We start from the raw sequence: 24,454 nt of genomic DNA on the forward strand, positions 1-24,454 counted from the left end.
GAAGCGTCTTGCTGCAAGAACCCGCCCCCCGGTACAAGGGTCACAGGTCGTACTCGTACCTGGAGCCGCACTCGGACTACCGGGTGTTCACGTTGGCCGAGGAGATCGGCCGGGTGCCGGAGCACGACCTCGGCCTGACCGACGCCCAGCGGGCGCGGGTGACGCGGCTGCTCACCGAGCACGCGGCCATCTCGCTGCACGAGCATCCGGTGGTCCTGCCCGCCGACGTCAGTGAGCTGCGGGCCTACAACCGCACCGCCCGCCAGCGCACCGGGTACGAGGGGCTGGCGCGCTCGGGCCTGACCGCCGTCTTCGACAACTTCATGGCCGGCGCCTCCTGTGTGACGAGCGAGAACGGTTGGAAGTGGAACGACCTCGTCTACGCCCTCGGGATGCGGATGAGCGACCTCTACAAGCAGGACCACGTCTTCCTGGCCACGTCCCTGGACGACATCCACGCCGCGAAGCGGGACGGCCGGCTGGCCCTGGTGGCCGGCCTGGAGTGCAGCAGTCCGATCGAGAACGAGCTGGACCGGATCGACATCCTCTACGGCTTCGGCGTACGCCAGCTCGGCATCGCGTACAGCCAGGCGAACATGCTGGGCGGGGGCCTGTCGGAGAAGCACGACGGCGGGCTGACGCACTTCGGCCGGCGTGCGGTGGACCGGATGAACAAGCTCGGCATCGCCATCGACATCTCGCACTCCGGCGACCAGACCTGCCTGGATGTGATCGAGGCCAGCCGGGTGCCGGTGTTCATCACCCACGCCGGTGCCCGCTCGGTCTGGGACACCTCCCGGATGAAGCCGGACGAGGTGATCCGGGCCTGTGCCGAGCGGGGTGGCGTGATCGGCATCGAGGCCGCCCCGCACACCACGCTCTCGCAGGCGCACCAGCACCATTCGATCGAGTCGGTGATGGACCACTTCACCTACTGCGTCGACCTGGTCGGCATCGACCACGTCACGTTCGGCCCGGACACCATGTTCGGCGACCACGTGGGGGTGCACGACACCTACGCCGGCAACTACGCCCACGACGCCGGCAACCGTCCGCAGCACCCGCGGGTGGAGTACGTGTCCGGGCTGGAGAATCCGGGCGAGGCGTTCGGCAACATCGTGGGCTGGCTGGTGGCGCACGACTACTCCGACGACGAGATCGCCAAGGTGATCGGCGGCAACACGATCCGGGTGCTGGAGCAGGTCTGGTGACGCCGTCCCGGGTGATCGGCTGAGCGCACGCGGACGAACTACACTCCGTACGCCGACGCGGCGGCGGGCAGTGATGAGGTGAGGGCGGATGGCTCGGCGGGAGACCGCGCTACAGGCGGCGCACGGCCGGCTACGGCAGCTGATCGGCAGCGAGTTCCGGTCGGGGGAGAAGCTGCCCAACGAGCGGGACCTGGCCGAGCGTCTGGAGGTCAGTCGCGCGACCGTACGCGAGGTGCTGGGGCAGCTCGTCGCCGAGGGGGTGGTCACCCGGACCTGGGGGATCGGCACCTTCGTGCACGATGACGCCGAACGGGTGCCGGTGTCCATCGGGGACGTCACCGCGCTGCGGGACCGGATCACCGCCTCGGGCCACCGTCCGACGCTTCAGGACGCGGCGGTCAGCCGGGCGAAGTGCCCGGCCGACTGCGCCCGCGTCCTCGGACTGGAGCCGGACTCGCCGGTGTGGCGGGTCGACCGGCTCTTCGCCGTGGACGGGGTACCGGCGGCCTGGATCCGTGATCACCTGCCGCTGCGCTTCGACGGCCGCGACCTCGACCCGTCCGGGTTGCTCAGCATCGACCTGGACATGTTCGAGTTTCTGGCCAGCGCGACCGGCATGCCGGTGCGGCGGGCGGAGATCGAACTCTCCGCGGTGCTCGCCGACGAGGAGGCCACCGAGCGGCTCGGCGTGGCGATCGGGCACCCGTTGGTCACCGCGACCCAGGTCGGTTACGGGACGGGCGGCGCGCCGCTGTTCCACGGCCACATAACGGTTCGCACCGACGTGTTGACCCTGCGGATCAGTCGCGGCGGGGAGCCGGAACCGGCGTCGCCGGCCGAGTAGATGGCGGCCCCGCGACCTCTCGGGCCGCGGGGCCGTCCCCGGCGCCGTAGGAAGGAACGCCGGAGTGCGGGTGCCGGTCAGGTCAACGTGCAGGGTGCGCCGTTGAGGCTGAACGAGCCGGGCCGGGCGGTGTTGCCGGTGTGCGTGGCCTGGAAGCCGATGGTGGTCGAGCCGCGCGCCGGGATGACCGCGTTGTACGCGAGGTTGCGCGCGGTCACCTGACCCGAGGCGGGGGAGTAGGAGGCGTTCCAGCCCGAGGTGATGGTCTGACCGCTGGGCAGCGTGAACGTCAGCGACCAGCCGTTCACCGCGGCCGAACCGGTGTTGCTGATGGTGATGTTCTCGGTCAGCCCGGTGTTCCAGGCGTTCAGCTCGATGCTCACCGAGCAGGCTCCCGTACCGGGCGGGGGCGTGGTCGGGCCGGGCGGCGGTGTGGTCGGGCCGGGCGGCGGTGTGGTCGGGCCCGGCGGCGGTGTGGTCGGGCCCGGCGTGGTGGTCAGGCCGAAGAACGCCACCGCGGCCGCGGCCATGCCGGCCGACGGCAGGCTGTGCCCGGCGCCCTGGATGCTGTACGCCTCGACCTGCACGGTGCCGGTCCCGTCGGCGTAGCGCCGCCGGTTCCAGCCGGACTGCGGGGTGTCGGTGGACGTGGGCGTCTGGCTGAGGCCGAACACGTTCGTCCACTGCTCGATCGTCTCCTGGAGCAGCGAGTACGGCACGAGCGTGTCGTTGGTGCCGTGCCACAACTGCACCCGGGGGCGGGGGCCGGTGTAGCCGGGGTACGCCTGGCGGACCGCGTCACCCCACTGCTGCGGGGTGCGGTTCATGTTCCCGCCGGTGCACTGGCTGGAGCCCGGGGGATAGTCGGCGGCGCCGGCGAAGCAGTTGAACGGCACGCCCATGAACGCCGCGCCGGCCTTGAAGACGTCCGGGTAGAGCGCCAGCATGTGGTTGGTCATCATGCCGCCGGACGAGCTGCCGGTGGCGTAGACCCGGTCCGGGTCGGCACCGTACTGCTGCTGGACGTAGCGGACCATCGAGATGAGCGACACCGGGTCGCTGCCGCCGCCGCGCCGCTTGGCCGCGTCGGACCAGGTGTCGAAGCAGTTGCCGAAGCCGGCCTGCTGGGTCGCGCTGGGGTAGATGACGATGAAGCCGTACCGGTCGGCCAGCCCGGCGAACTCGCTGCCGGAGTAGAAACCGGGGCCGGAACCGCCGCAGCCGTGCATGGCCACCACGGTGGCCGGCCGGGCCGGGCGGGCGTCCGGGACGTAGACGTGCATGCGCATCCGGCCGGGGTTGTCGCCGAAGCTAGTCACCTCGGTCAGCGACGCCGCGTACGCGGGTTGGACGGCGGGGAGCACCAGGCCGGCCGCCACCAGCGACGCGGCCAGGGCCACCACCATCTTGGCTCTGATTCTCACGGAATCTCCTTCGATCGCCCTGTGCGGGCGGTGACGGGCGGGCGCGCGCCGCGCCGGCGGCCCGGACCGCCGCGGTGTCGCGTCTCGCCCAGTGACGTTTCTCGCCCGGCCCGGCTCCGTCGTGTGGCACATAGTGTTCCCGCCGGACGCCGAAGTGTCAATCGACGCGCTCCGATGAGATGCGGCGGCGTTCGTCTACAGTCGGTGCACCGTCCCTGAGCCCAGCCCGGAGCGCGCGTGGCAAACCCGTTCGACATCGAGGAGATCTACCCGGACGAGGGGCCGGCCGCGCGGCTGCCCCGGCGGCAGGCCGGCACCTCGCCACAGAGCGTCGCGGTGACGCTGCTCGCCGACTACACGCTGCGTACCCGCGCCGACCTGCCGTCCGCGGCGATCGTCGCCCTGCTCGGCGAGGCCGGGGTGACGAGCGCCGGGGCGCGTACCGCGATCAGCCGGCTGGCCCGGCGGGGGGTGCTGGAGGGCAGCCGGCAGGGCCGCAACAGCTTCTACCGGCTCAGCCGCTCCGCCGCCGAGTACCTGTCCGCCGGCGGGAACTGGATCATCGCCTCCACGACCGACGTGCAGACGTGGGACGGATGCTGGACCGTCGTCGCCTTCTCGCTGCCGCAGGACCACGGGGCGCAACGCCGGGCGCTGCGCGGCCAGCTGCGCTGGCTCGGCTTCGCGCCGCTCTACGACGGACTGTGGATCTCGCCGTACGAACTGACCGCGCCCGCGCGGGCCCGGCTCGCCCCGCTCGCCCTCGGCGCGGTCACGGTGTTCCGGGGACGGCAGGACGCGCTTGACGCGATCGGTCAGCGCGCGCCCGTGGACGCCTGGGACGTCGACGCGATCAGCGGGCACTACGAGGCGTTCCTGCGCCGGTGGACCCCGATGGTGTCGCGGCTCGGCTCCGTCGACGGCGCCGCGGCCGTGCGGGCCCGGACCGAGGTGATGGACACCTACCGGCGGTTCCCCACGCTCGACCCGCGGCTGCCGCTGGAACTGCTCCCCGCCGGATGGCCGCGCCGGGCCGCCCGGGACCTGTTCGCGGCCGTCTACGACGGCCTGGCCGAGGCCGCCGAGACCCACGTCCGGGCGGTCGTCGCGCGGTTCGCCGAGCCGGTGCCGCCGGGCATCCGGGCGCACACCACCGCCGACATGCTCGCCGGCATCCGCGAGGAGCGGCCATGCGCGTGACCATCTCCCTCGACGAGCTGCTCGGTGACGAGGTACGGCGTGACCCGTACCCGTTCTACGCCCGGCTGCACGAGGCGGGGGAGGCGGTCGCGCTGCGGCCCGCCGACCCGCACGCGCTCGTCGTGCACGGGTACGACGCGGTCAACCGGGTACTGCGCGACCCGGTCTTCCGGGTGCTCGGCGCCGAGTACCTGGACCGGGCCGGCGTGCGCTGGCGCGAGCACCAGGTGATCCGGATCCTCCAGTCGTCGATGCTCAACGCCGCCGAGGGCGACCACCTCCGGGTCCGGCACCTGTTCTCCCAGGCGCTCACCCCGCGCCGGGTCGCCGCGCTGGAACCGGCCATCGGGCGCATCGCCGACGACCTGCTCGACGGGCTCGCCGCCGAGGGTGCGGACGGCCGGCCGGTCGACTTCATGGCGCGGTTCGCGCTCCGGCTGCCCAGTGACGTCATCGGTGAGCTGCTGGGCGTGCCGGAGGCGGACCGGGAGTGGTTCCCGTCCCGGGTCCGCGCGTTCGACGCGGTGCTGGAGATCGGCCGCCGGTCCATGCGCGAGGTCCGGGCCGCCAACGTCGCGGCGGCGGAGCTGACCGCGTACTTCACCGACCTGGTCGCCGCGCGCCGGGCGGCGCCGCGCGACGACTTCGTCTCGGCGCTGCTGCGCGGCCTGGACGACGAACCCGGCCGGCTGACCTCCGACGAGCTGCTGGCCAACCTCATCATCATGTACAACGCCGGGTTCCGGACCACCGCGAACCTGCTCGGCAACGGGCTGGTGCTGCTCACCGAGCGGCCGGACGCCCGGGACACGCTGCGCGCCGATCCGTCGCTGGCCGCGTCGTACGTCGAGGAGATCCTGCGGTACGAGCCGCCGGTGCACTTCGCGGTCCGCTACGCCGCCGTGGACACCGAGGTCGCCGGTCTGCCGGTGGCGGCCGGCCGGACCGTGGTGGTCCTGACCGGCGCCGCGAACCGAGATCCGCGCCGCTTCCCCGACCCGGACCGCTTCGACCCGTCCCGCGCCGACAACCGGCACCTGGCGTTCAGCGCCGGGCCGCACTACTGCTTCGGGGCGACGCTGGCCCGCGCCGAGGGGCGGCTGGTGCTGCCCCGGCTGCTGGACCGCTTCCCGGCGCTGACCGCCGAGCCCGGCCCGCGCCGCGCGCTGATGCTGCGCGGGTACGACCGGCTTCCGGTACGGCTGACCGACCGGGCACCTTGCCAAACCAACCTGATCGAGTAAGGTCGATGCTACGCGGAGTGTCCGCTCCGCGCCTCACAGGTTCCGTCGAGCAGGTCGAGTGCGCCGCCAGGACACCGTGGAAGGGAAACCGGGCATGACCGACGAGATCCGCGCGTTCCTCCTCGCCGCACTCACCGAGATGAAATACGACGTCTCCGACGTCGACGACGACACCGTCTTCGGCCCCGCCGGGCTCGACGTGGACTCCCTCGGCCTGGCCGAGCTGGCCGTACGCGTGGAGGACCGGTTCGGAGTCGCCTTCGACGACGACGAGGCGGAGGATCTCGCCATGATGACCGTCGGCGAGTTCAGCCGGACGGTGGCGGCGCGCATCGCACCGGCCTCGGCGCACTGACCGATGTCGGGGCACGGCACCCGGCCGCGCGGCGTCCCGGCGCCCACACCGGCGCAACGGGCCCGGTGAGCGTGCGCGAACCGGTCACCGTCACCGGGATCGGACTGGTCAGCCCGGTCGGCGCGAGCGCCGCCGAGGTGTTCGACGCGGTCTGCGACGGCCGGTCCGGGCTCTCCCGGCCCCCGGCCGGCCATCCGCTGCACGGCGTCGTCGACGTCGCCGCGTTCGCCCCGGCGATCGACCCGGCGAGCGTGCTGCCCGGCCCGGAGTCCCGCGTCGTGGACCGGTCGATCGTGATGGTGCTGCGCGCCGCCGAGGACGCGCTCGCCGGCGCCGGACTGCGGATCGGCCGGGACGTCGATCCGTACCGGGTGGCGGTCGTCGTCTCCGGCGTCGGCGGTCTGTCCACGCTGGAGGAACAGGTGCTCGCCCGCGCCGGGCGGGGCCGGTTCGGGGTCAGCCCGTACATGCTGCCCGGGACGCTGCCGAACATGGGCGCGGCCCGCATCGCGATCAAGTTCGGCATCCACGGCTACACGTCGTCGATCGGCACGGCGTGCGCGGCCGGGGCGCAGTCGATCGGCGAGGCGCTGCGCATCCTGCGCGCCGGCGAGGCGGACGTGGTGCTCGCCGGGTGCGCCGAGGCACCGCTGTTCCCGACGTTCGCCGACGCGTTCGGCAACGCCCGCGCGCTGGCCCGCGGCTGGGCCGACCCGGCCGCCGCGAGCCGCCCCTTCGACCGCCGCCGCAACGGGCTCGTCCTCGGCGAGGGCGCCGGGGTGTTCGTGCTGGAACGCGCCGCGCACGCCGCCGCGCGAGGCGCCCACCGGCACGCCGACGTGCTCGGCTGGGGCGCCACGAACGACGCCCACCACCCGACCACGCCGCGCCCCGACGGCGCCGGCGCGGCCCGCTGCATGCGGATGGCCGTCCGCGACGCCGGGCTGGTGCCCGGCGACATCGGGTACGTCAACGCGCACGGCACCAGCACCCGGGCCGGGGACGCCGCCGAGCTGGCCGCGCTCGCCGAGGTCTACGGCACCGCCCCGCCGCCGCTGAGTTCGACAAAGGGCGTGACCGGGCACATGCTCGGCGTCTCCGGCGTGATCGAGGCGGCGATCGCGGTCGAGGCGCTGCGCCGCGGCCTGCTGCCGCCCACGTACAACCTGGACGACCCGGAGCGGGCGGGCGAGGTCGACCACATCCGCGAGAAGGCGCGGGTGGCGGCGGTGGACGCGGTGCTGTCCAACTCGTTCGGCTTCGGCGGCCACAACGTCAGCCTCGTCCTGGCCCGTCCCGCCTGAGCGGCCGGCCGGCCCGCCCGGCCGGGATCTCAGCGGAGCGTGATCACCGTGGCGGCACCGGACGCGGCGACGGCCACGGTGAAGTGCGGGCGCAGCATCTCGGCCACGTAGTCGAGGTCGGCGACCAGCGGCACCGGCAGCAGGGCGCGCTGGTCCGGTCCGGTACGGGTGGCGACCAGCTCGATCCGGTCGGCCTTGAGCAGCCCCCGGGTGAGGAACGCGGGCAGGTCTTCGGGGAGCAGGCACCGCCACATGTCGACGTTGACGATCAGGTCCAGCGCGCCGGCCTTGAACTGCTGGAGCACGGTGCCGAGCAGGTGGGAGTTCGTCTCGCCGACCGGCGCGTCGTGGTCGAATGTGTGCGACCCGGCGCCCAGATCCAGCGTGGACACGCCGTTGCCGACGACCAGCGCCGCGCTCGCCGCCAGCTCCTCGCGCAGCGACGCGGGCAGCACGTCCGGCCGGCCCAGCCCACCGGTCCGGTACGCCTCGATGGCCTGGCCGTAGAGCCGGATCCGGCCCAGGTGCCGGCCGAACGTGTTGAGCCCGTACAGCACCTCGACGTCGTAGCGCAGGTGCTTGCGCAGCAGGTACTTCATGTTGTCCATCGAGGCGAGCCCGTTCGACGTCTTGCGGAAGTGCGGCAGGTGGTACGAGAGCGCGTCGACGTCCAGCCGGAACAGCTCCGGCGGCGCGCCGTGCAGGTGGAACACCCGGTAGAAGAAGTCGAGGTCCTCGAAGCCCCACTTGACCATCGCCTCGTCGAACCCGCCGACCCGCCGGAACGACTCGTGGTCCACCGACGCGTTGTGGGTCAGGCCCAGCACCCAGGGCGCGCTCGGGAAGTCGTCCGTCCGCTGCGGGAGGGCGATGTCCTCCAGCCGCGGGTCGCCGCGTTCGGCGTCGAGCATCGCCGGGGCGATCGGATCGCCCCGGCGCAGCGCGTCCGCGCCGGCCCAGTCCAGGTCGTACCGCTGCCCGAGCAGCACCCCGGGCCGCCCGGCGCGACCGGCGTGGAAGTCGCGGTGCCGCTCCAGCAGCCCGGGGTGGGCCACCGTGTCGGCGTCCAGGAACATCAGCGTGTCCGCGCGCGCCCGGGCCGCCGCCGCGTTGCGGTTGGCGCTGCGGCCCCGGTTCCGCTCGCTGCGGACGTAGTCGATCCGCAGGCGGTCCCGGTAGGCGTCCACCACCGGGCCCAGCGCCACGGCCGAGCCGTCGTCACCGACGATCACCTCGAAGTCGCCGGGCGGCAGCGTCTGCCGGGTCAGCGACCGCAGCGTCGCGTCGAGCGCGGAGCCGTTCTCGTGCGCGGGCACCACCACGCTCAGGCCGGGCCGGTTCACGTCTCGGCCTGCTCAGCGCGGGGTGGAGTTGGCGGTGATGTAGTCGGCCAGGTCGCCGAGCGTGGCCATCCGATCCTCGTCGAGTTCCTCGACGTCGATCTGGATCTCCAGCTCGTCCTCCAGCGACAGCAGCAGCTCCAGGCCGAGCGAGGAGCTGAGGCCGAGGTCGTCCATCAGCTGGGTCTGCTCGGTGACCGGCGCGTCCGGCCGGAGCATGCGGGTCAGCAGGACGGTCAGGCGGTCGACGACCTGGGCACGGGGCGGCGCGTCGGCCGGGGCGTCGTGTTCTAGCACCGGGCGTCCCACGAGTCGATCATGCGCGTCGGCATGGAGTCATCAGAGCAGGGGACATCGGCAGGTGTCAACGGGTACGGCGATCGTCACCGATCGTGACCGAGGGTGGTGTGGCACTCGACGGCGTACGGCCGGTCGCCGGCGAGCGCGACCGCCACCGCGTACCCGGCGGGTGTGGGCAGGTCAGCGAGCCGGTGCGGGCCGGCCGGGTCGACGCACTCGACCACGTCGAGCCGGTGCACCGGCACGGCGAGGTTGGGCCACAGCCGGCCCCCGGCCGCCTTGACCGCCGCCTCCTTGCGCGCCCACAGCCGGGTGAACCGCAGCGCCCGGCCGGCCGGATCCGGTCCGGCGGCGACGTGCCGGGCCTCCCGCGGGTCGAAGAAGCGCGCGGACGCCGACACCGGATCACCGCCCGGCGCGACGTGCTGGATGTCCACCCCGACCGGGCGGCCCTCGCTGAGCGCGACCGCCACCAGATCGCCGGAGTAGGACAGGCTCGTGTGCAGGCCGCGCCACGGGCCGGTCAGCGCCGGTTTGCCGTACCGGCCCCGGCGCCAGGTCAGCGCCGCCGGTGGCGCGCCGGTGGCCCGCCCGGCCAGGACGCGCAGCGCGCCGTGCGCCACGGTGAACCGGTCCCGCAGCGCCCCGGTGCCGAGCCGCGTGGCCCGGTCCCGCTCGTCCGCGTCGAGCACCGCCCGGTACCGGGCCAGCTCGTCCGCCGGCACCGCCACCGGGACGATCCAGACCCGGACGGCGTCCCGCATGGACGGCAGCGTAACCGTGCGCCGTCACGTTGACACACACCGATGCGCGTTGCTCTGATGAGCGGGTGTTCGCGCAGACGGTCCAGGCCCAGGTTCCCGTGGCGTTCGCCGGGCCGGGCGCCGGCACCGCGCCCCTGACCTGGGGGCAGAAGGCCATCATGCAGGACATGCGGGAGACCGGCTGGACGCACAACGTCAGCGGCGCCCACCCGATGCCGGCGGGTGTCACGATCGAGCAGGTGGCGGCCGAGTTCGCCGCGCTGATGGCCCGGCACCCGGCGCTGCGGATGCGGCTCGGCGCGGGCGACGGCGGCGGCCCGTGCCAGGTCGTGTCGGCGAGCGGCGAGACGGTCCTGGACGTGCTGGACGTACCCGACGACGCGGACCCGGCCGACGTGGCCGCGTTCGCCTACGACCTGGGTCACGCCCGCCTGCTGAGCCACTACGACCTCTACCGGGACTGGTCGGTGAGGATGGCGGTGATCCGGCACCGCGGCGCGCTGGTGCACCGGGTGCTGACGATCGACCATCTCGTGGTGGACGGCACCGCCACGTCCCTCATCCTGGCCGATCTCGGCCTGGCCGGCCGGCCGGTCCGCCGGGTCGCCGACCCGCGTACCGTGCAGATCCTCGACCTGGGCCGGCGGGAGGAGACGCCGCCGCTGCGCCGGCTCAGCGACCGGGCCGTACGCCACTGGGCCGAACACCTGCGGGACGTCCCGCCGCTGACGTTCGGCGAGCCGGCGGCCGGCGGGCGCCGGGGCCACCGGTACTGGCACGGCCGGTTCAGCTCGCCCGCGGCGTACCTGGCGGTGCGGGCCATCGCGGCGCGGACCCGCACGGACACCTCGCGCGTGCTGCTCGCGGTCATCGCGATCGCGATCGGCCGGGCCACCGGCGTCAGCCCGCTCACCGCCAAGCTCATCGTCGGCAACCGGTTCCGGCCGGGCTTCGCCGAGGCCATCGCCCCGCTCAGCCAGAACGGCGTGCTCCGCGTGGACACCGCCGGTACCACTGTGGACGAGGTGGTGGCCCGCGCCCGCCGGGCCGCGGTCTCCGCCGGGAAGTACGCCTACTACGACCCGGTGCAGCTCGCCGAGGTCTCGGACCGGCTGGACGCCGAACGCGGGTACCCGGCCCGGATCAGCTGCCGGATCAACGACCGGCGGGTGACCACCCGGCAGGCGGCCGACGGCGGGCTGCACGACGACCCGGTGACCGCCGAGCGGATCCGCCGCCGGGCCGACGAGACGTTCCTGGTCTGGGACGGCCCGCTGGACCACCTGCCCGAGCAGGTCTTCATCACCGTCGAGGACCAGCCGGAGACGGTCCACCTCCAGGTCATCTTCGACTTCGGCTGCTTCACCGAGGAGCAGGCGGAACGGCTGCTGCGCGGCGTGGAGGAGGTGGCGGTGGAGGCGGCGCTCGACCCCGCCGCGCCGACCCGGGTCGTCCCCGGATCGGCGGGCGGCTGACCGGCCACCCTCCGGTCACGCGTCCCAGGTCACCGGCAGCGACTCCAGGCTGCGCACCACCAGCCCCGGCCGGAACCGCAGCTCCGCCTCGTCGACGGCGAGCCGCAGCCCTGGTAGTCGCCGCAGCAGCGCGCCCAGGGCCTCCTGCAACTCCATCCGGGCCAGCGCCGCGCCCAGGCAGTGGTGCGGGCCGGCGCCGAACGCCAGGTGCGGATTGTGCACGCGGGTCAGGTCGAGCGTGTCCGCGCCCGGGAACACCGTGGCGTCCCGGTTGGCCGACGCGATCGCCGGCAGCACCGCGGCGCCGGCCGGCAGGCGTACGCCGCCCAGCTCCACCTCCTCGGTCGTGACCCGGGGCAGCAGCACCCCGTTGTCGCCGAGCTGGATGAAGCGGGACAGCTCCTCGACCGCCCGGGCCACCGCCACCGGATCGTCGCCGCGCAGCCCGGCCAGCTGCTCGGGATGGCGGGCCAGCACCAGCAGGAACAGGTTGAGCTGGTTGGTGGTGGTCTCGTGCCCGCCCACGAAGATCCCGGCGGTGACCGACACCAGCTCCCGTTCGGTCAGGTCGTCGTGGTCGTCCCAGACCGCGATGAGCGCGCTCATCAGGTCGTCGCCGGGCTCGCGCCGCCGCAGATCGATCAGCTCGCGGAACGCCTGCAGCGCCGCCCGTGGCGCGTCCGGGTCGGCGTCCCAGTCGCCGACGAGCGCGTCCGACCACCGGCGTACCCGCTCGCGGTCCTGCTCCGGAATGCCGAACAGCGTGCTGATCACGGAGATCGGCAGGGGACCGGAGACGTGCGTGATCAGGTCGGCCGGCGGGCCGGCCGCCTCCAGGTCGTCGATCATGCGGTCGACGAGCGCCGCCACCCGGGGGCGCAGCTCCTCCACCCGGCGGACGGTGAACGCGTGCGAGACGGCCCGGCGCATCGTGGTGTGCCGCGGCGGGTCCATCCCGATCAGCGAGTCCTCGGCGAGCGAGCCGAGTTCCCGGGTCGGGCGGTTCGGGCCGGCCGCGGCGGCCCGGCTGAACCGCTGGTCGGTGAAGACCCGGCGCACGTCGGCGTGCCGGGTGGCCAGGTACGCGCACGCGCCGTCGGGCAGCTCGACCCGGGCCACCGGGCACGACTCGCGCATCCGGGTGTAGTCCGGCGACGGGTGGTAGATCGTCGGAGCCGGCGCGAGCGGGTAGGGGATGGCCGGCGGTTCCTGCGTCATCTGCGACTCCTCAGATCGGGCCGCCCCGGGCCAGGGCGGCGAGCGTCGGCACCAGGTCGGCGGGGGAGGGCATGGCATGGACCCGGTCACGCATCAGCGCCGCGGCCCGCCGCCGGGGGCCGTCGCCGACCAGCTCGCCGACGAGGCCCCGGACCGCGTCGGCGGTGGCCTGCTCACCCGCCAGCCAGGTGCCGGCGCCGGTGGCGGCCAGCCGTTCCGCGTTGAAGTGCTGGTCGCTGACCTGGGGCAGGACGAGCTGTGGCACGCCGTAGGCGAGCGCGGTCATGGTGGTGCCGGCCCCGCCCTGCTGCACGAGCGCGGCGCAGGTGGGCAGCACCAGGCGTACCGCCAGCGGCCCGTCGACCAGCCGGACCCGGGCCGGCAGCGGGCCCAGCCCCTCGTGCTGGCGCGGTTCGACCACCACGACGACCTCCACGTCGAGCCCGGCCACCGCGCGGATCACCCCGCCCAGGTCGAGCCGGTCGTGCAGCCCGGCGCCGGCCATCATCGTGCCCGCCGTGACGCACACCCGGGGCCGCTCCGCCGGGCGGCGCAGCCAGTCCGGCACCACGGCCGGGCCGTTGTACGGCACGAACCGCACCGGACGGCCGGGGCGCCGCATCGGCACCTGCATCGGCGGCGGCACCGGGTCGAGCGTCAGGACGCCGTCCAGCGGCACGTCGGCGGCGCGCAGCCCGAACCGGGCGGCCAGCGGCCCGACCACCTCATCCGGGTCCAGGCGCAGCGTGGTCGAGGAGTCCGGACCCCACAGGTTCAGCACGCCCGGCACGCCCAGCGCGGCGGCGGCCACCGGCGCGGCCAGGTTGAACGGCTCCCAGAGGACCAGGTCCGGCCGCCAGGACCGGCCGTAGGAGACCAGGTCGTCGAGGACGGCGTCGGCGAACCGGACCACCCCGCCGTCGGCGGTGATCGCCGGCTCGACGGCGCCGGCGGGCGCGGAACCGGCGAGCGGGGCCACCGCGCCGATCCGGCCGGCGAACGCCTCGGCGAAGTCGACGTCCGCGCCCAGCGGTACGGCCGCCAGCCCGGCCGCGCTGATCGTGGCGGCCATCGACGGGTGACTCGCCACCCGTACCTCGTGACCGGCGGCCTGCAACGCCCAGCCGAGCGGGACCAGGCTGTAGAAATGCGACCGCCAGCCCCACGTCGACATCAGAAATCGCAGCGGTGCAGTCAAATCCCACCAATCCGCGCGGCGAAACGGCAGCCCTGGAGAACCGATGCTAGGGGATCGACGCCGGTACGCGGAAGGCCGCGAACGTACACGGCGGATATTGACGCCGGACTAACCGATGCTGGACTCTTAGCCGATGTCCGAGATGGACCACGATCAGCCGCCCGGTGGCCCGGTGACAGTCAATTCCGGGCTGCGTTCCTATCCGTTCGAACCGTTCACCGGTGACCTTCCCGCCGAGCTGCTGGAGATGGTCGTCGCCGAGCCGGTCAGCCGGGTGCGGCTGCCCGACGGGCGGGCGGCCTGGCTCGTGCTGGGCTACGAGGACTGCTGCACCGTCCTGGCCGACCCTCGCTTCTCCCGGTTGCCGCTGGGCGCGACGGCGACACCGGACGGCGGCGGACCCCGCGAGCTGAACATGGACGGTCCGGCGCACGCCGTGGTGCGGCGGGTGGCCGGCCGCGCGTTCACCGCCCGGCGCATCGGGACGTTCCGGCCCCGGGTGCAGCGGCTGGTGGACGAGCTGGTCGACGCCATGCTCGCCGGCCCGCGCCCGGCCGACGTGGTGGCCGGACTGGTGGCGCCGCTGCCGGTGCTCGTGGTGTGCGACGTGCTCGGCGTCCCGGCCGCCGACCGGCCCCGCTTCTACGCCTGGATCGAGGGGCTGAACTCGGTCACCGCGTACGGCTCGGCCTCCGCCGCGACCGCGCAGGCCGAGCTGCGGGACTACCTGGCCGGGCAGCTGGCGCGCAAGCGGGCCGAGCCCGGCGACGACCTGCTCTCCGCGTGGGTCCGCGGCGGCGGCGCGCACGAGCTGGTCGACGCCGAACTGGTCGAGCTGGCCATGGGGGTGCTGCTCGGCGGGCTGGAGATCAACTCGACGAGCGCGGGCCTGCGCGCGTTGTTCCAGCACCCGGAGCAACTGGCGAAGCTGCGCGCCGCGCCGGGCAAGCTCGCCGCGGCCACCGACGAGATCCTGCGCTACACGTCGGTGAGCGCCATGTTCCGGGTGCAGGTGGTCCGTGCGGACCTGGTCCTCGGCGGGGTCGGGATGCGGGCCGGTGACTGCGTGATGGCGATCCCGTGGGCCGGCAACCGCGACCCCCGGTTCTTCCCCGAGCCGAACGTCTTCGACATCGACCGCCGGCCCGGCGTACCGCATCTGACGTTCGGCTTCGGGCCGCACTTCTGCCTCGGCACGGCGCTGGGCCGGATGCAGGTGGAGCTGTCGCTCGGGGCGCTGCTGACCCGGATGCCGGCGCTCGCGCCGGCCGTGCCACTGGCGGAGATCCCCTGGCGGCACGACCGGATGAACGGCGGCATCGCCTCCTTCCCGGTCACCTGGTGACCGGCGGTCAGTAGCTCTCCACCGCGTTGACCCGGCCCGGCCAGTAGCGCTCGCCCGGTGCCGGGACGTAGTGCTCCCACCGGGGCTCGTCGCCGGTCGGGTGGTCGCCGAGCACGGTGATCCGCTGCCCGCGCCGCAGCCCGTCGTAGTCGTTCACGGCGTAGTGCTGGGTGACCCGGTTGTCCCACACCGCGACGTCCCCGGCCCGCCACCGGTAACGGCAGGTGAACTGGGGACTCTCGGAGAAGGTGAACAGGTGTTCCAGCAGCGCGTCGCTCTCGTTGCGGGTCAGCTGCGGGATGTGCGACGTGAACAACCGGTTGACGTACAGCGAGCGGCGCCCGGTCTCCGGATGCACCCGGACCACCGGGTGTTCGGCCCGGCTGGTGAACTCGGTGCCGATCCGGATGACGTGGATGGCGGTCAGCCCGTCGAGCAGATCCCGCATCGGCGCGGAGAGCGCCTCGTAGACCCGGCACTGGTTGGTCCACATGGTGTCGCCGCCGACCTCGGGCAACTGGATCAGGTGCAGGATCGAGGCGATCGGCGGGCTCTGGTGGAACGTCATGTCGGTGTGCCAGACGTCGACCTTGCCGCCGTCGGCGGAGTCGATCACGACGATCTCCGGGTGCCCGTCCAGCCGGGGCAGGTACGGGTGCAGCTCCACCTCGCCGAAGCGGCGGCCGAACGCGACGTGCGCCTGCGGCGTCAGCCCGGTCTGGCCGGCGAGGAAGACCACCTGGTGCTTGAGCAGCAGGTCGTGGATCAGCGCGAAGCCCTCGTCGGTGAGCGTGTTCAGGTCGACGCCGTGGACCTCGGCGCCCAGCGCGCCGGAGACGAGCCGGACCTCGGCCGCGATGGATGTGGTCATCGATGATCCCTCCGGTCTGCGCGCCTCGGCTGGTCCGCGAATTGTTCCACGTCCATGAATGTCCTCACCAGCCGTCGTCGTTGACTCACCCGCCGTACGCCTGGAAGCATGCGCACCGGCGGGGGCGGCGGTGCCGGCCCGCGACGCGGGAGGAGGCGCCGGTGTCGATCGATGCCCCGATCGAGGGTGACGCGGAGGAGCGGCTCGACCGGCTCACCGACCTGGCCACCCCGTTCGCGGTCCGTACGGCGGTGACGCTGCGCGTGCCGGACCGGATCGCCGCGGGCGTCACCGGTCTGGGTGAGCTGGCCGACGCCTGCGGCGCGGACGCCGCCGCACTGGGCCGCCTGCTGCGCTACCTCGTGCACCGGGGCGTGTTCGTCGAGGTGTCGCCGGACGTCTTCGGCCTGACCGACGTCGGCGAGCTGCTCTGCGACCGAGACGGCGGCGGCCACGGCGCCTACCTGGACCTCGCCGGCCTCGGCGCGCGGATGGACCTGGCCTGGACGGGCCTGCCGCACGCGATCCGCACCGGCGGGCCCGGCTACCGGGAGGTGCACGGGCGCGACTTCTGGGCCGACCTCGACGCCCACCCGGACCACCGGGCCTACTTCGACGCGCTGATGCTCAGCCAGCAGCGGTTCACCGCGCCGGAGGTCGCCGCGCTCTACCCCTGGCACGAGGCGGGCCACGTGGTCGACGTGGCCGGGGGCGCGGGCGGGCTGCTGCGGGAGGTGCTGGGCACCCATCCGCACCTGCGCGGCACGCTCGTCGACCGCGACGAGCCGGTGGCCACCGCCGCCGCGACGTTCGCCGCGTGCGGGCTGGCCGGCCGGGCCGAGACCGTGGTCGGGGACTTCTTCGCCCCGCTGCCGCCCGGCGCCGACGTGTACGTGGTCTCCCGCGCGCTCACCGACTGGAGCGACGCCCACGCCACCGCGATCCTGCGGCGCTGCGCCGAGGCGGCCGGGACCACCGGCCGGGTGCTCGTCATCGAGGTGCTGCCGACGATGCCGCACGTGCCGCACCTGTCGCCGTACGACCTGCGGATGCTGGTGCTCGTCGGCGGCCGGGAGCGCGGGGTGCCGGAGTTCGCCGCGCTGGCCGCCGCCGCGGGTCTGGCGCCCCGGCGCACCTACCACGGCACCGACGGGCTGACGCTCATGGAGTTCGCCGCCGGCGCCTGACCCGGGCGCGGTGGTCGCACCTGTCCGGTGCCGTCCCGTGCGCCCGAACATTGACGTATATGCATCGAGATGGCGGCCGTGGGCCGAACGGTGGATTTCTCGGTGCTTCGGGCAATGTGCTGAAGAATGCTGTCGCGACATTTGTGGCCACCCATGTCCATGCGTATTTATCAATGGTTGTTCCGGGGAGGGCCTACCGGTAACGTCTCGCGTGGCGACTAGCCGATCCCTGGCGAAAGGGTCGACGCGTCATGACGGTTGCTGGCTCCACGCGATATCCGCCCTTCATCGACGACCTGGCCCGTAGCGAATCGGGGCGGCTGCTGCGCGCCGAACTCGGCCGGCGGTGGCCGGAGACGCCCGACCGGCTCGACGCGGTCGTCCGCTACGCGCTGCTGCCGGCGGGAAAGATGCTCCGCCCGATGATGACGCTGCACGCCGCCGAGGCCGTGGGCGGATCGCCACGGGACGTCCTCGCCGCCGCGCTCGGCACCGAGTACCTGCACGTCGCGACGCTCGTGCACGACGACATCATCGACGCCGACACGCTGCGCCGCGGCCGCCCGGCGGTCCCTGTCGCGTACGGCATCCCCGGCGCCATCGTGGCCGGCGACCACCTCATCTTCCACGCCTTCCAGGCGATCGTGGAGGGCGGCCGGGCGGTCCCCGCGGCCTCCGTCGTCGCCGCCGTCACCGCGCTCGCCGAGGCCGGCCAGGACCTGTGCCGGGGCCAGGCGCTGGAGGAGCGGCTCGTCGGCGACCTGGACGCGGGCGCCCGCTGGTACCCGGAGATGATCCGGCTCAAGACCGGCGCGCTGTTCCGCGCCGTGTGCCACATCGGCGCGCTGCTCGGCGGCGCCGACCCGCTGGTGTCCGCCGCGCTGGCCCGCTACGGCGAGCACCTCGGCACCGCGTTCCAGATCCGCGACGACCTGCTGTCCTACCTGTCCACCCCGGAGCAGACCGGCAAACCCGCGACGAGCGACCTCAACAACGGCCGCCCCACGCTGCCGTTGCTGCTGGCGTACGACGCGATCGGTGACGCCGCACGGGTGGAGCTGCTGGCGGTGCTGCACCGCCGCGGCGCCGGTCCCGGCGACGTCGAGTGGGTCACCGCCCTGCTCGACGACGTGGGCGCGGTCGCCGGTGCCCGGCGGCGGATGGTGGAGCACGCCGAGCGGGCCCGCGCCGAACTCGCAGTGCTCACCCCGTCCGCGAGCGCGGACGTGCTCACCGGCATCGCGGCCTGGATGACGAGCGAGATGGCGTGAGCACGGCCGGCGCCGTGCGAGCACTGCGGGCCCACGTGGAGACCTGGCGGCCCTACACCCTCTGGTACGTCGGACTGGTCGGCCTCGCCGGCGCCGCAGTGGCCGGTGGCCGCCACGACCCGTGGCTGCTGCTGTCGGCCTGGGCCGCGCCCACCGCCGGCTGGCTGGGCGGCCACTACCTCGGCGACTACTTCGACCGGGACCTCGACGCCGGCAGCAAACCGCACCGGCCGATCCCGTCCAGCCGGCTGCGCGCGGGCACGGCGCTGTGGTGCGGTAGCGCCTGCTTCGCTGCGCTCGGCGTCCTCGCCGTGCTGGACGGATGGGGCACCACGCTGGCGGCGCTGCTGGCCGGGTGCGGCATCGTCGCGTACAGCAGATGGTTCAAGGCCCGGGGGATCGCCGGCAACCTGGTCCGCGGCGCGCTCGGCGCGGTCGCGCTCGGCTACGGCGCGCTCGCCGCCGGGATCGCGCCGGACCGGGACTGGGCGATGCCGGTGCTGCTCGCGCTCGTCGTCGCGTTCTGGTCGCACGACGCCATGTCCAACCTGGTCGGCGCGCTGCGCGACATCGACGGCGACCGCGCCGGCGGCTACCGCACGCTACCGGTGGGGCGCGGCGTGCCGGTGGCCGTACGGACCGTGGTGGCGCTCTACTCCGTCACGATCGGCGCCGCGGTGACCGCCGGGCTGCTGGCCGGCACGGGCACGCGGATGGCGTACCTGGCGACGGTGCTCGTCGTCCTGGCCACCGGCGTCGTCGCGCTGGCCCCGCTGGTGGCGCGCCGCGACGGGATGCCCGTCCGGGTGGCGCTGCGCGCCCACTCGGTCCTCGTCGTCGAGCGGGTCGTCCTGGCCTCGGCGGCGGTCGGCCTCGGCCTCGGCGTCGCCGTGCAGCTCGCGCTCGCGCTGCCGATGGTGCTGCTGACCTGGCTGGCGCAGCGCGGCATGCGCGTCCGGCACGAACTCGGCCCGCCGGTGGCGGGCCTGACCCTCGCCACCCGCAGTCGACTGCCGCTGGAGGACGCGCCATGACCGCTGTGACCGCCGAGGCCGTCGGGAGGGCCCTCACCGACGGTGCCGAGGCGCTGTTCCGCCGCCGCCGCCCCGACGGCGCCTTCGGTGACGACCCACCCGCCTCGGTGCTCGGCACCGCGGGCACTGTCGCCGCGCTGCACGCCGCCGACCCGTCCGGCTGTGCCGACCTGGTCGACGCCGGGACCGCCTGGCTGCGTCGCGCGCAGCACGACGACGGCGGCTGGGGTGGCGTCGTGGGCGCCGGCACCGCCGTCGTACCCACCGCCGTGGCGGTCGCCGCGCTGGCGCTGAGCGCACCGGCGGACAGCGCCGACGCGATTGCGGCGGGCCGCGCCCGGCTGGCCGCGCTCGGCGGCGTGGACACGATCACCGATCCGGCGATCTCGTTGCTGTGCCGGCAACTGCTCACGATGGCCGGGATGACCGCCGAGGCCGGCCCGCTGCGCCGGCTGCCGCTGGAGATCGTCCTGTTCGACCGGGTACGCCGGCAGCGCCTGTCGTTCCGTACCGCGCCGTTCGTCGGGCTCGCCCTGATGCAGGCAGACATGCTGCCCGCCGGCCGGCTGCGCCGGGCCACGCTGCGCCGCGCCCGTCCGGCGGCGGTCCGGCTGCTGCGGTCCATCCACGACCACGAGGGCCGCACCGGCGCGCTCAGCGAGGACCCGTGGCCGGCCGCGCTCGTCCTGCTCGGCCTGGCCCGCAGCGGCGAGGCACCCGACATCGCCCGCGCCGTCGTCGGCTGGCTGCGCCGCGCGGTCCGCCCCGACGGGTCCTGGGACGCGGTCACCAACCTCGACCTTACCCGCACCGGGTATGCGGCGACCGGGCTGATCACGGCCGGCTACGCCGACGACCCCCGGCTGCACGCCACCCGGGAGTTCCTCCACGCCGCCCGCAAGACGGAGGCGTTCGAGGTGCTGGACGTGCCGCCGGGCGGGTGGAGCTACTCGAACGCCCGGGGCTGGCCGGTCACGCTGGAGTCCGCCGAGATCCTCTCCGCGCTCGCCGGACTCCCCGGCGCCGGCACCGACCCGGTGCTGCGCCAGGGCCTGGCGTGGCTCGCCGGCCGCCAGGACAGCCGCGGCTCGTGGAGCCTGTGGGTCCGCGACACCCGGCTCGCCAACGACGGACCCTGTCCGGCCATCACCAGCCAGGCGATCCTCGCGCTGCACGACGCCGGGCACCCGGACGACCACCCGGCGATCGCCCGCGCCGCGGCCTGGCTGCTGACCCGGGCCGCGCCCGACGGCACGTTCGAGAACCTCTGGTACCGCGACCACACCTCCGGCACCGCGGTGGTGGTCGCCGCGCTGTCCCGGGTCGGGCACGCCCGGCACGAGGTGGTACGTCGCGCGGCCCGGTGGCTGCGCGGCACCCAGCTGCCCGACGGCTCGTGGGGCCCGGGCGACGGCAGCGGCGGCACCGTCGAGGAGACGTCCTGGGCGGTGCAGGGCCTGCTCGCCACCGGCGACCCGGACGCCGCCGGGGCGGTGGACCGGGGCGTCGCCTGGCTGGTGGCCGCCGCCGGACCGGACGGCGCCTGGCCCGCCGCCCGGGTCTGCAACTACATCCGCCACCACATGCGCTACCCGAACGCGGTGATCACCCAGGCGCTCGCGCTGCGGACGCTCGGCGAGTACCGCCGGGCCGCCGCCGCACGATCCGGCGCCGCACCGGGCGCGGTGGCCCGATGACCGCCGACGTGGTGGTGGCCGGCGCCGGCGCCGGCGGGCTGGCCTGCGCCCACGCGCTCGGCGCGCTCGGCCTGCGGGTGCTCGTGCTCGACCGGCAGCGCGCTCCGGCGTCGATCGCCAAGGGCGAGATCCTCCAGCCCGAGACGGTCCGCATCCTCGACTCCTGGGGCGCGCTGGACGCCCTGCGGGCCACCGGTGCACGCCCGGTCGGGCGGCTGGCCATCCGCGACGCGGACGGCGAGCCGTTGCTCTGCCTGGACTACGCCGGCCTGCCCGGGGCGTACCGGCAGATCCTCTGCGCCGACTACGGCGACCTGCGCGCGGTGCTGGCCGGCCGGCTCCCCGCCTCGGTGGAGGTCCGGTGGGGCGTGCGGGTGACAGGCGTCCGGCGTGACAGCGGCGGGCGGATCGACGGCGTCCGGGTCGTCGCGGACGGCACCGAGCGGGACGTCGCGGCGCCGCTGGTGGTCGCGGCCGACGGCATGTCGTCGCCGCTGCGCCGCGTCGCCGGGATCGGCGTGGAACGCCGGGAGTACCCGCACGGCCTGGTCGCCTTCGACGTGGACGGCGCCGAGGTGGCCGACGAGGTGTCCGCCTACCGCACCGCCCGGGGGCTCTGCCTGGTCTACCCGTTGCCGGGCGGGCGGTGCCGCCTCTACGCGCAGGTCACACCGGACGAGTTCCGGGGTCGCGTGGACCTGGACGCCTGGTGCGAACGGCTGCTCGCCGACGTGCCGGCGATCCGCCCGCTGGCCCCGGCCCTGCGCGCGAGCCTGCACCGGCGCCAACTGCTCGCGGTCTACCGGCTGCGCAGCGCGCGACTGGCCGTACCGGGGCTCGCGCTCGCCGGGGAGGCCGCCCACGCGGTGCACCCGATGGCCGCGCAGGGCGTCAACAGCTCCCTCGGGGACGCCGAGACGCTCGCCGCCTGCCTGGCGGCCGAGGGCGGCGCGCCGGAACCGGCCGCCGTGGACCGGGCACTGCGGGCCTTCGAGGCGGCCCGGCGGCCCCGGCTCGACCACGTCGCCACCGTCAGCCACAACGCCTCCCGCATGATCACCGCCGTGTCCGGGCTGCCGAAGCTTCTCGGCGCGCGGATGATGCGCCGCACCGCCGCCAACCCCCGGCTGCTCGGGCTCACCGCCGGCAACCTCTCCGGCACCGACGTGCGGCCGCTGTCCGCCGTCGACCGGCTCTACCAACTGGGGCTGCTGGCCGACCGGCACGCGCACACCCCGTCCCCACCGGTCCCGTCGGAGAGTGAACGATGATGACGCCTGCCACCGCCGTCGGGACGCAACCCCCGGCCGACCTGTCCATGAACGAGACGCCCTACCCGCCGCTGCCGGGGATCCGGCGGGTGGTCGCCGACGCCGCCGCGACGCTCCAGCGTTATCCGGACCGCACGTCGTCGGCGCTGGTGGCGGCGCTGTCGGCGCGGCTCGGTGTGGGCCCCGAGGCGATCCTCGTCGGTCCCGGCTCGGCCGGGCTGTGCCAGCACCTCGTGCAGTCCCTCGGGCCGCGCCCGGACGTCGTCCATCCGGCCCTGTCGTTCGAGGGCTACCCGCTGATCATCGGCAACGCCGGCGCCCGCGCGGTGCCGGTCCCGATGCGCGGGTACGACCACGACCTGCCGGCCATGGCGGACGCGGTCACCGACCGGACCCGGTGCGTGCTGCTGTGCAACCCCAACAACCCGACCGGTACGGCGCTGCGCCGTGACGACGTCGAGGCGTTCCTGGACCGCGTCCCGGCCGACGTGCCGGTGATCGTGGACGAGGCGTACCGCGAGTTCGTCACCGACCCGCGCTCCCCGGACGGGATGGACCTGTACCGCGCGTACGGCAACGTCTGCGTGCTGCGCACGTTCTCCAAGGCGTACGGGCTGGCCGCGCTGCGCGTCGGGTACGCCGTGGTGCCGCCCCGGCTCACCCGGGCCGCCGCGCTCACCGGGGCGGTGTTCTTCCCCTCCGCGCTCGCCCAGGCGGCCGCGGTGGCGAGCCTGACACCGGAGGTGGGCGTCGAGCTGACCCGGCGGTGCACCGACCTGGTGGCGGCGCGTACCCGCCTGATCGGCGCGCTGCGCGGCCTCGGGCTCACCGTCGCGCCGAGTGAGGCCAACTTCGTGTGGCTGCCGCTGGGGGAGCGGGCCGTGCCGTTCGCCGAGCGGGCCCGGGAGGCGGGCATCCTGGTGATGGCGCTACCGGGCGCCGGGGTCCGGATCACCGTCGGCGCTCCGGAGGCGAACGAGCGGCTGTGCGCGGTCGTCCGCGCCGCGCTCGCCGACGGGCTCTGACCGGCCCGCCGGCGCCAGCGCGGCCACGCTCAGGTAGCCCAGGCCGGGCTCGTAGTCGGCCACCACCACCGGCCGGGGCCGCGCCGCGTCCGCGTCGAGACGGTCCAGCAGCGCCCACCAGACCCCGGTGGACGGCTGCCGCTCCGGACCGGTGGTCACCGCGCCGCCGCCGGGACCGGGCCACGCGGCCGCGAGATCGGCGCCGAGCACGACCGCGACATCGGTACGCCCGGCCGTCAGCTCGCACACCTCGCCCGCCGCGAACGCCGCGACGTCGCCGGGGCCGACGTCGGCGTGCTGGCGCAGCCCGGTCACCCGCGCCCCGTCGCTCCGGGCGCTGTCGTCGGCCGCGGTGCCGTAGAGCATGGCCACGGCCCGGTGGCGGGCCGGTACGGGCACCGCCGCGTCGTACGGCAGGACCGCCTGCTCGACGGTGACCAGCAGGGCGCGGCGGCACCCGTAGTCGCGGGCGATCCGCAGCCCGGTGAACGTCGCCGCCGAACCCTGGTCGCAGAGCGCGAACGACATCGGCGTACCGGGGCACACGTGACTGAGGTACGCCGCGGTGGCCCGCCCGGGCAGCATGTCGTGCACGGCGAACGCCAGCACCAGCAGGTCCACCGGCTCGTCCGGCGGCACGACCGCCGGGATCAGTTCGGCGGCCATCTCCCCGTACGACTGGCCCAGCGCCGCCGACGGCGCGTCGAACAGGCCGTCCGGCACGCGCAGCCCGTACGGCCGGGTCAGGTCCGTCAGGTAGCCGGCGCTGCGCTCGCGCAGCACGGGATCGGCGAGCAGCGCGGCCGGGCCGGTGACCGTGCGGCGTGCGGCCCGCAGCAGGCGCAGCCCGTCGTCCATGCCGCCCTCCCGTACGCC

Annotated in this window: 22 protein-coding genes; 14 read left to right on the top strand and 8 right to left on the bottom strand. The window is 74.6% G+C overall.

Annotation, left to right across the window (positions count from 1 at the left end):
* The first annotated feature begins 8 nt into the window (after positions 1–8).
* Together ACPCK6_RS13150 and ACPCK6_RS13155 are read left to right on the top strand one after the other, a co-directional pair.
* A complete protein-coding gene (locus tag ACPCK6_RS13150) occupies positions 9–1,211 on the top strand; it encodes a dipeptidase (RefSeq protein WP_198033260.1) in 1,203 nt (400 codons plus the stop codon).
* Positions 1,212–1,299: 88 nt separating this feature from the next.
* The gene (locus ACPCK6_RS13155) at positions 1,300–2,055 is read left to right on the top strand and encodes a GntR family transcriptional regulator (protein ID WP_194799048.1); all 756 of its coding nucleotides are present in this window, start codon (positions 1,300–1,302) and stop codon (positions 2,053–2,055) included.
* A gap of 77 nt (positions 2,056–2,132) precedes the next feature.
* On the opposite strand, the gene ACPCK6_RS13160 is transcribed toward ACPCK6_RS13155, so the two are convergent.
* Positions 2,133–3,479, bottom strand: a complete 1,347-nt coding sequence (locus ACPCK6_RS13160; protein WP_423481234.1) for an extracellular catalytic domain type 1 short-chain-length polyhydroxyalkanoate depolymerase — start codon at positions 3,477–3,479, stop codon at positions 2,133–2,135.
* 237 nt (positions 3,480–3,716) lie between these two features.
* Here ACPCK6_RS13160 and ACPCK6_RS13165 point away from each other — a divergent pair, with 237 nt between their 5' ends.
* The 4 genes from ACPCK6_RS13165 (at position 3,717) to ACPCK6_RS13180 (ending at position 7,582) form a co-directional block, all read left to right on the top strand.
* Complete coding sequence (locus ACPCK6_RS13165; protein ID WP_396882406.1) at positions 3,717–4,679, top strand: PaaX family transcriptional regulator; 963 nt, start codon at positions 3,717–3,719, stop codon at positions 4,677–4,679.
* On the top strand, positions 4,670–5,923 hold the full coding sequence (locus ACPCK6_RS13170; RefSeq protein WP_423481235.1) for a cytochrome P450: 1,254 nt from the start codon (positions 4,670–4,672) through the stop codon (positions 5,921–5,923). Before ACPCK6_RS13165 ends, ACPCK6_RS13170 begins: the two co-directional genes overlap by 10 nt.
* A gap of 94 nt (positions 5,924–6,017) precedes the next feature.
* On the top strand, positions 6,018–6,278 hold the full coding sequence (locus tag ACPCK6_RS13175; RefSeq protein ID WP_013286876.1) for an acyl carrier protein: 261 nt from the start codon (positions 6,018–6,020) through the stop codon (positions 6,276–6,278).
* 65 nt (positions 6,279–6,343) lie between these two features.
* On the top strand, positions 6,344–7,582 hold the full coding sequence (locus ACPCK6_RS13180) for a beta-ketoacyl-[acyl-carrier-protein] synthase family protein (RefSeq protein ID WP_423481236.1): 1,239 nt from the start codon (positions 6,344–6,346) through the stop codon (positions 7,580–7,582).
* 29 nt (positions 7,583–7,611) lie between these two features.
* Here the strand turns inward: ACPCK6_RS13180 and ACPCK6_RS13185 are convergent, their stop codons facing one another.
* The 3 genes from ACPCK6_RS13185 to ACPCK6_RS13195 form a co-directional block, all read right to left on the bottom strand.
* Entirely contained in the window at positions 7,612–8,925 is a 1,314-nt protein-coding gene (locus ACPCK6_RS13185; protein ID WP_423481237.1) for a glycosyltransferase family 2 protein, read from the bottom strand.
* A gap of 12 nt (positions 8,926–8,937) precedes the next feature.
* Positions 8,938–9,231: a phosphopantetheine-binding protein gene (locus ACPCK6_RS13190; protein WP_396882410.1), complete on the bottom strand. Its 294-nt coding sequence runs from the start codon at positions 9,229–9,231 to the stop codon at positions 8,938–8,940.
* A 74-nt stretch (positions 9,232–9,305) separates the two neighbouring features.
* Positions 9,306–9,986: a 4'-phosphopantetheinyl transferase family protein gene (locus ACPCK6_RS13195; protein ID WP_423481238.1), complete on the bottom strand. Its 681-nt coding sequence runs from the start codon at positions 9,984–9,986 to the stop codon at positions 9,306–9,308.
* 65 nt (positions 9,987–10,051) lie between these two features.
* On the opposite strand from ACPCK6_RS13195, the gene ACPCK6_RS13200 reads away from it, so the two are divergent.
* The gene (locus ACPCK6_RS13200; RefSeq protein WP_423481239.1) at positions 10,052–11,461 is read left to right on the top strand and encodes a condensation domain-containing protein; all 1,410 of its coding nucleotides are present in this window, start codon (positions 10,052–10,054) and stop codon (positions 11,459–11,461) included.
* A gap of 15 nt (positions 11,462–11,476) precedes the next feature.
* On the opposite strand, the gene ACPCK6_RS13205 is transcribed toward ACPCK6_RS13200, so the two are convergent.
* Together ACPCK6_RS13205 and ACPCK6_RS13210 are read right to left on the bottom strand one after the other, a co-directional pair.
* Positions 11,477–12,679 (bottom strand): cytochrome P450, encoded by a 1,203-nt coding sequence (locus ACPCK6_RS13205; RefSeq protein ID WP_423481240.1) that lies wholly within the window; start codon positions 12,677–12,679, stop codon positions 11,477–11,479.
* A gap of 10 nt (positions 12,680–12,689) precedes the next feature.
* The gene (locus ACPCK6_RS13210; protein WP_423481241.1) at positions 12,690–13,853 is read right to left on the bottom strand and encodes a nucleotide disphospho-sugar-binding domain-containing protein; all 1,164 of its coding nucleotides are present in this window, start codon (positions 13,851–13,853) and stop codon (positions 12,690–12,692) included.
* A 157-nt stretch (positions 13,854–14,010) separates the two neighbouring features.
* On the opposite strand from ACPCK6_RS13210, the gene ACPCK6_RS13215 reads away from it, so the two are divergent.
* Positions 14,011–15,222, top strand: a complete 1,212-nt coding sequence (locus ACPCK6_RS13215; protein ID WP_423481242.1) for a cytochrome P450 — start codon at positions 14,011–14,013, stop codon at positions 15,220–15,222.
* A 7-nt stretch (positions 15,223–15,229) separates the two neighbouring features.
* On the opposite strand, the gene ACPCK6_RS13220 is transcribed toward ACPCK6_RS13215, so the two are convergent.
* Positions 15,230–16,093, bottom strand: a complete 864-nt coding sequence (locus tag ACPCK6_RS13220) for a TauD/TfdA dioxygenase family protein (protein ID WP_423481243.1) — start codon at positions 16,091–16,093, stop codon at positions 15,230–15,232.
* Between the two features lie 161 nt (positions 16,094–16,254).
* Here ACPCK6_RS13220 and ACPCK6_RS13225 point away from each other — a divergent pair, with 161 nt between their 5' ends.
* The 6 genes from ACPCK6_RS13225 to ACPCK6_RS13250 all read left to right on the top strand — a co-directional run bounded on the left by ACPCK6_RS13225 (position 16,255) and on the right by ACPCK6_RS13250 (position 23,578).
* Entirely contained in the window at positions 16,255–17,280 is a 1,026-nt protein-coding gene (locus tag ACPCK6_RS13225) for a methyltransferase (RefSeq protein ID WP_423481244.1), read from the top strand.
* A 251-nt stretch (positions 17,281–17,531) separates the two neighbouring features.
* Positions 17,532–18,551: a polyprenyl synthetase family protein gene (locus ACPCK6_RS13230; RefSeq protein ID WP_396882418.1), complete on the top strand. Its 1,020-nt coding sequence runs from the start codon at positions 17,532–17,534 to the stop codon at positions 18,549–18,551.
* Positions 18,548–19,585, top strand: coding sequence for a UbiA family prenyltransferase (locus tag ACPCK6_RS13235; RefSeq protein ID WP_423481245.1), 1,038 nt, complete (start codon positions 18,548–18,550; stop codon positions 19,583–19,585). The genes ACPCK6_RS13230 and ACPCK6_RS13235 overlap by 4 nt, the downstream gene beginning before the upstream one ends.
* Positions 19,582–21,282 (top strand): prenyltransferase, encoded by a 1,701-nt coding sequence (locus ACPCK6_RS13240; RefSeq protein ID WP_423481246.1) that lies wholly within the window; start codon positions 19,582–19,584, stop codon positions 21,280–21,282. Before ACPCK6_RS13235 ends, ACPCK6_RS13240 begins: the two co-directional genes overlap by 4 nt.
* Positions 21,279–22,553 (top strand): FAD-dependent oxidoreductase, encoded by a 1,275-nt coding sequence (locus ACPCK6_RS13245; protein WP_423481247.1) that lies wholly within the window; start codon positions 21,279–21,281, stop codon positions 22,551–22,553. Before ACPCK6_RS13240 ends, ACPCK6_RS13245 begins: the two co-directional genes overlap by 4 nt.
* Positions 22,553–23,578 (top strand): aminotransferase class I/II-fold pyridoxal phosphate-dependent enzyme, encoded by a 1,026-nt coding sequence (locus ACPCK6_RS13250; RefSeq protein WP_396882422.1) that lies wholly within the window; start codon positions 22,553–22,555, stop codon positions 23,576–23,578. Before ACPCK6_RS13245 ends, ACPCK6_RS13250 begins: the two co-directional genes overlap by 1 nt.
* On the opposite strand, the gene ACPCK6_RS13255 is transcribed toward ACPCK6_RS13250, so the two are convergent.
* A complete protein-coding gene (locus tag ACPCK6_RS13255) occupies positions 23,483–24,436 on the bottom strand; it encodes a 2-hydroxy-acid oxidase (protein ID WP_423481248.1) in 954 nt (317 codons plus the stop codon). The two genes, ACPCK6_RS13250 and ACPCK6_RS13255, sit on opposite strands and share 96 nt — an antisense overlap.
* Between the last annotated feature and the right edge of the window lie 18 nt (positions 24,437–24,454).

Source organism: Micromonospora sp. AB353 (assembly GCF_049538395.1).
Classification (GTDB): Bacteria; Actinomycetota; Actinomycetes; order Mycobacteriales; family Micromonosporaceae; genus Micromonospora; species Micromonospora aurantiaca.

Coding starts and splice junctions, on each gene's coding strand:
- ACPCK6_RS13240 (WP_423481246.1), top strand. CDS start 19,582: ATGACCGCTGTGACCGCCGAGGCCGTCGGGAGGGCCCTCACCGACGGT.
- ACPCK6_RS13205 (WP_423481240.1), bottom strand. CDS start 12,679: ATGACGCAGGAACCGCCGGCCATCCCCTACCCGCTCGCGCCGGCTCCG.
- ACPCK6_RS13215 (WP_423481242.1), top strand. CDS start 14,011: ATGTCCGAGATGGACCACGATCAGCCGCCCGGTGGCCCGGTGACAGTC.
- ACPCK6_RS13195 (WP_423481238.1), bottom strand. CDS start 9,986: ATGCGGGACGCCGTCCGGGTCTGGATCGTCCCGGTGGCGGTGCCGGCG.
- ACPCK6_RS13170 (WP_423481235.1), top strand. CDS start 4,670: ATGCGCGTGACCATCTCCCTCGACGAGCTGCTCGGTGACGAGGTACGG.
- ACPCK6_RS13255 (WP_423481248.1), bottom strand. CDS start 24,436: ATGGACGACGGGCTGCGCCTGCTGCGGGCCGCACGCCGCACGGTCACC.
- ACPCK6_RS13175 (WP_013286876.1), top strand. CDS start 6,018: ATGACCGACGAGATCCGCGCGTTCCTCCTCGCCGCACTCACCGAGATG.
- ACPCK6_RS13230 (WP_396882418.1), top strand. CDS start 17,532: ATGACGGTTGCTGGCTCCACGCGATATCCGCCCTTCATCGACGACCTG.
- ACPCK6_RS13220 (WP_423481243.1), bottom strand. CDS start 16,093: ATGACCACATCCATCGCGGCCGAGGTCCGGCTCGTCTCCGGCGCGCTG.
- ACPCK6_RS13245 (WP_423481247.1), top strand. CDS start 21,279: ATGACCGCCGACGTGGTGGTGGCCGGCGCCGGCGCCGGCGGGCTGGCC.
- ACPCK6_RS13250 (WP_396882422.1), top strand. CDS start 22,553: ATGACGCCTGCCACCGCCGTCGGGACGCAACCCCCGGCCGACCTGTCC.
- ACPCK6_RS13155 (WP_194799048.1), top strand. CDS start 1,300: ATGGCTCGGCGGGAGACCGCGCTACAGGCGGCGCACGGCCGGCTACGG.
- ACPCK6_RS13210 (WP_423481241.1), bottom strand. CDS start 13,853: ATGTCGACGTGGGGCTGGCGGTCGCATTTCTACAGCCTGGTCCCGCTC.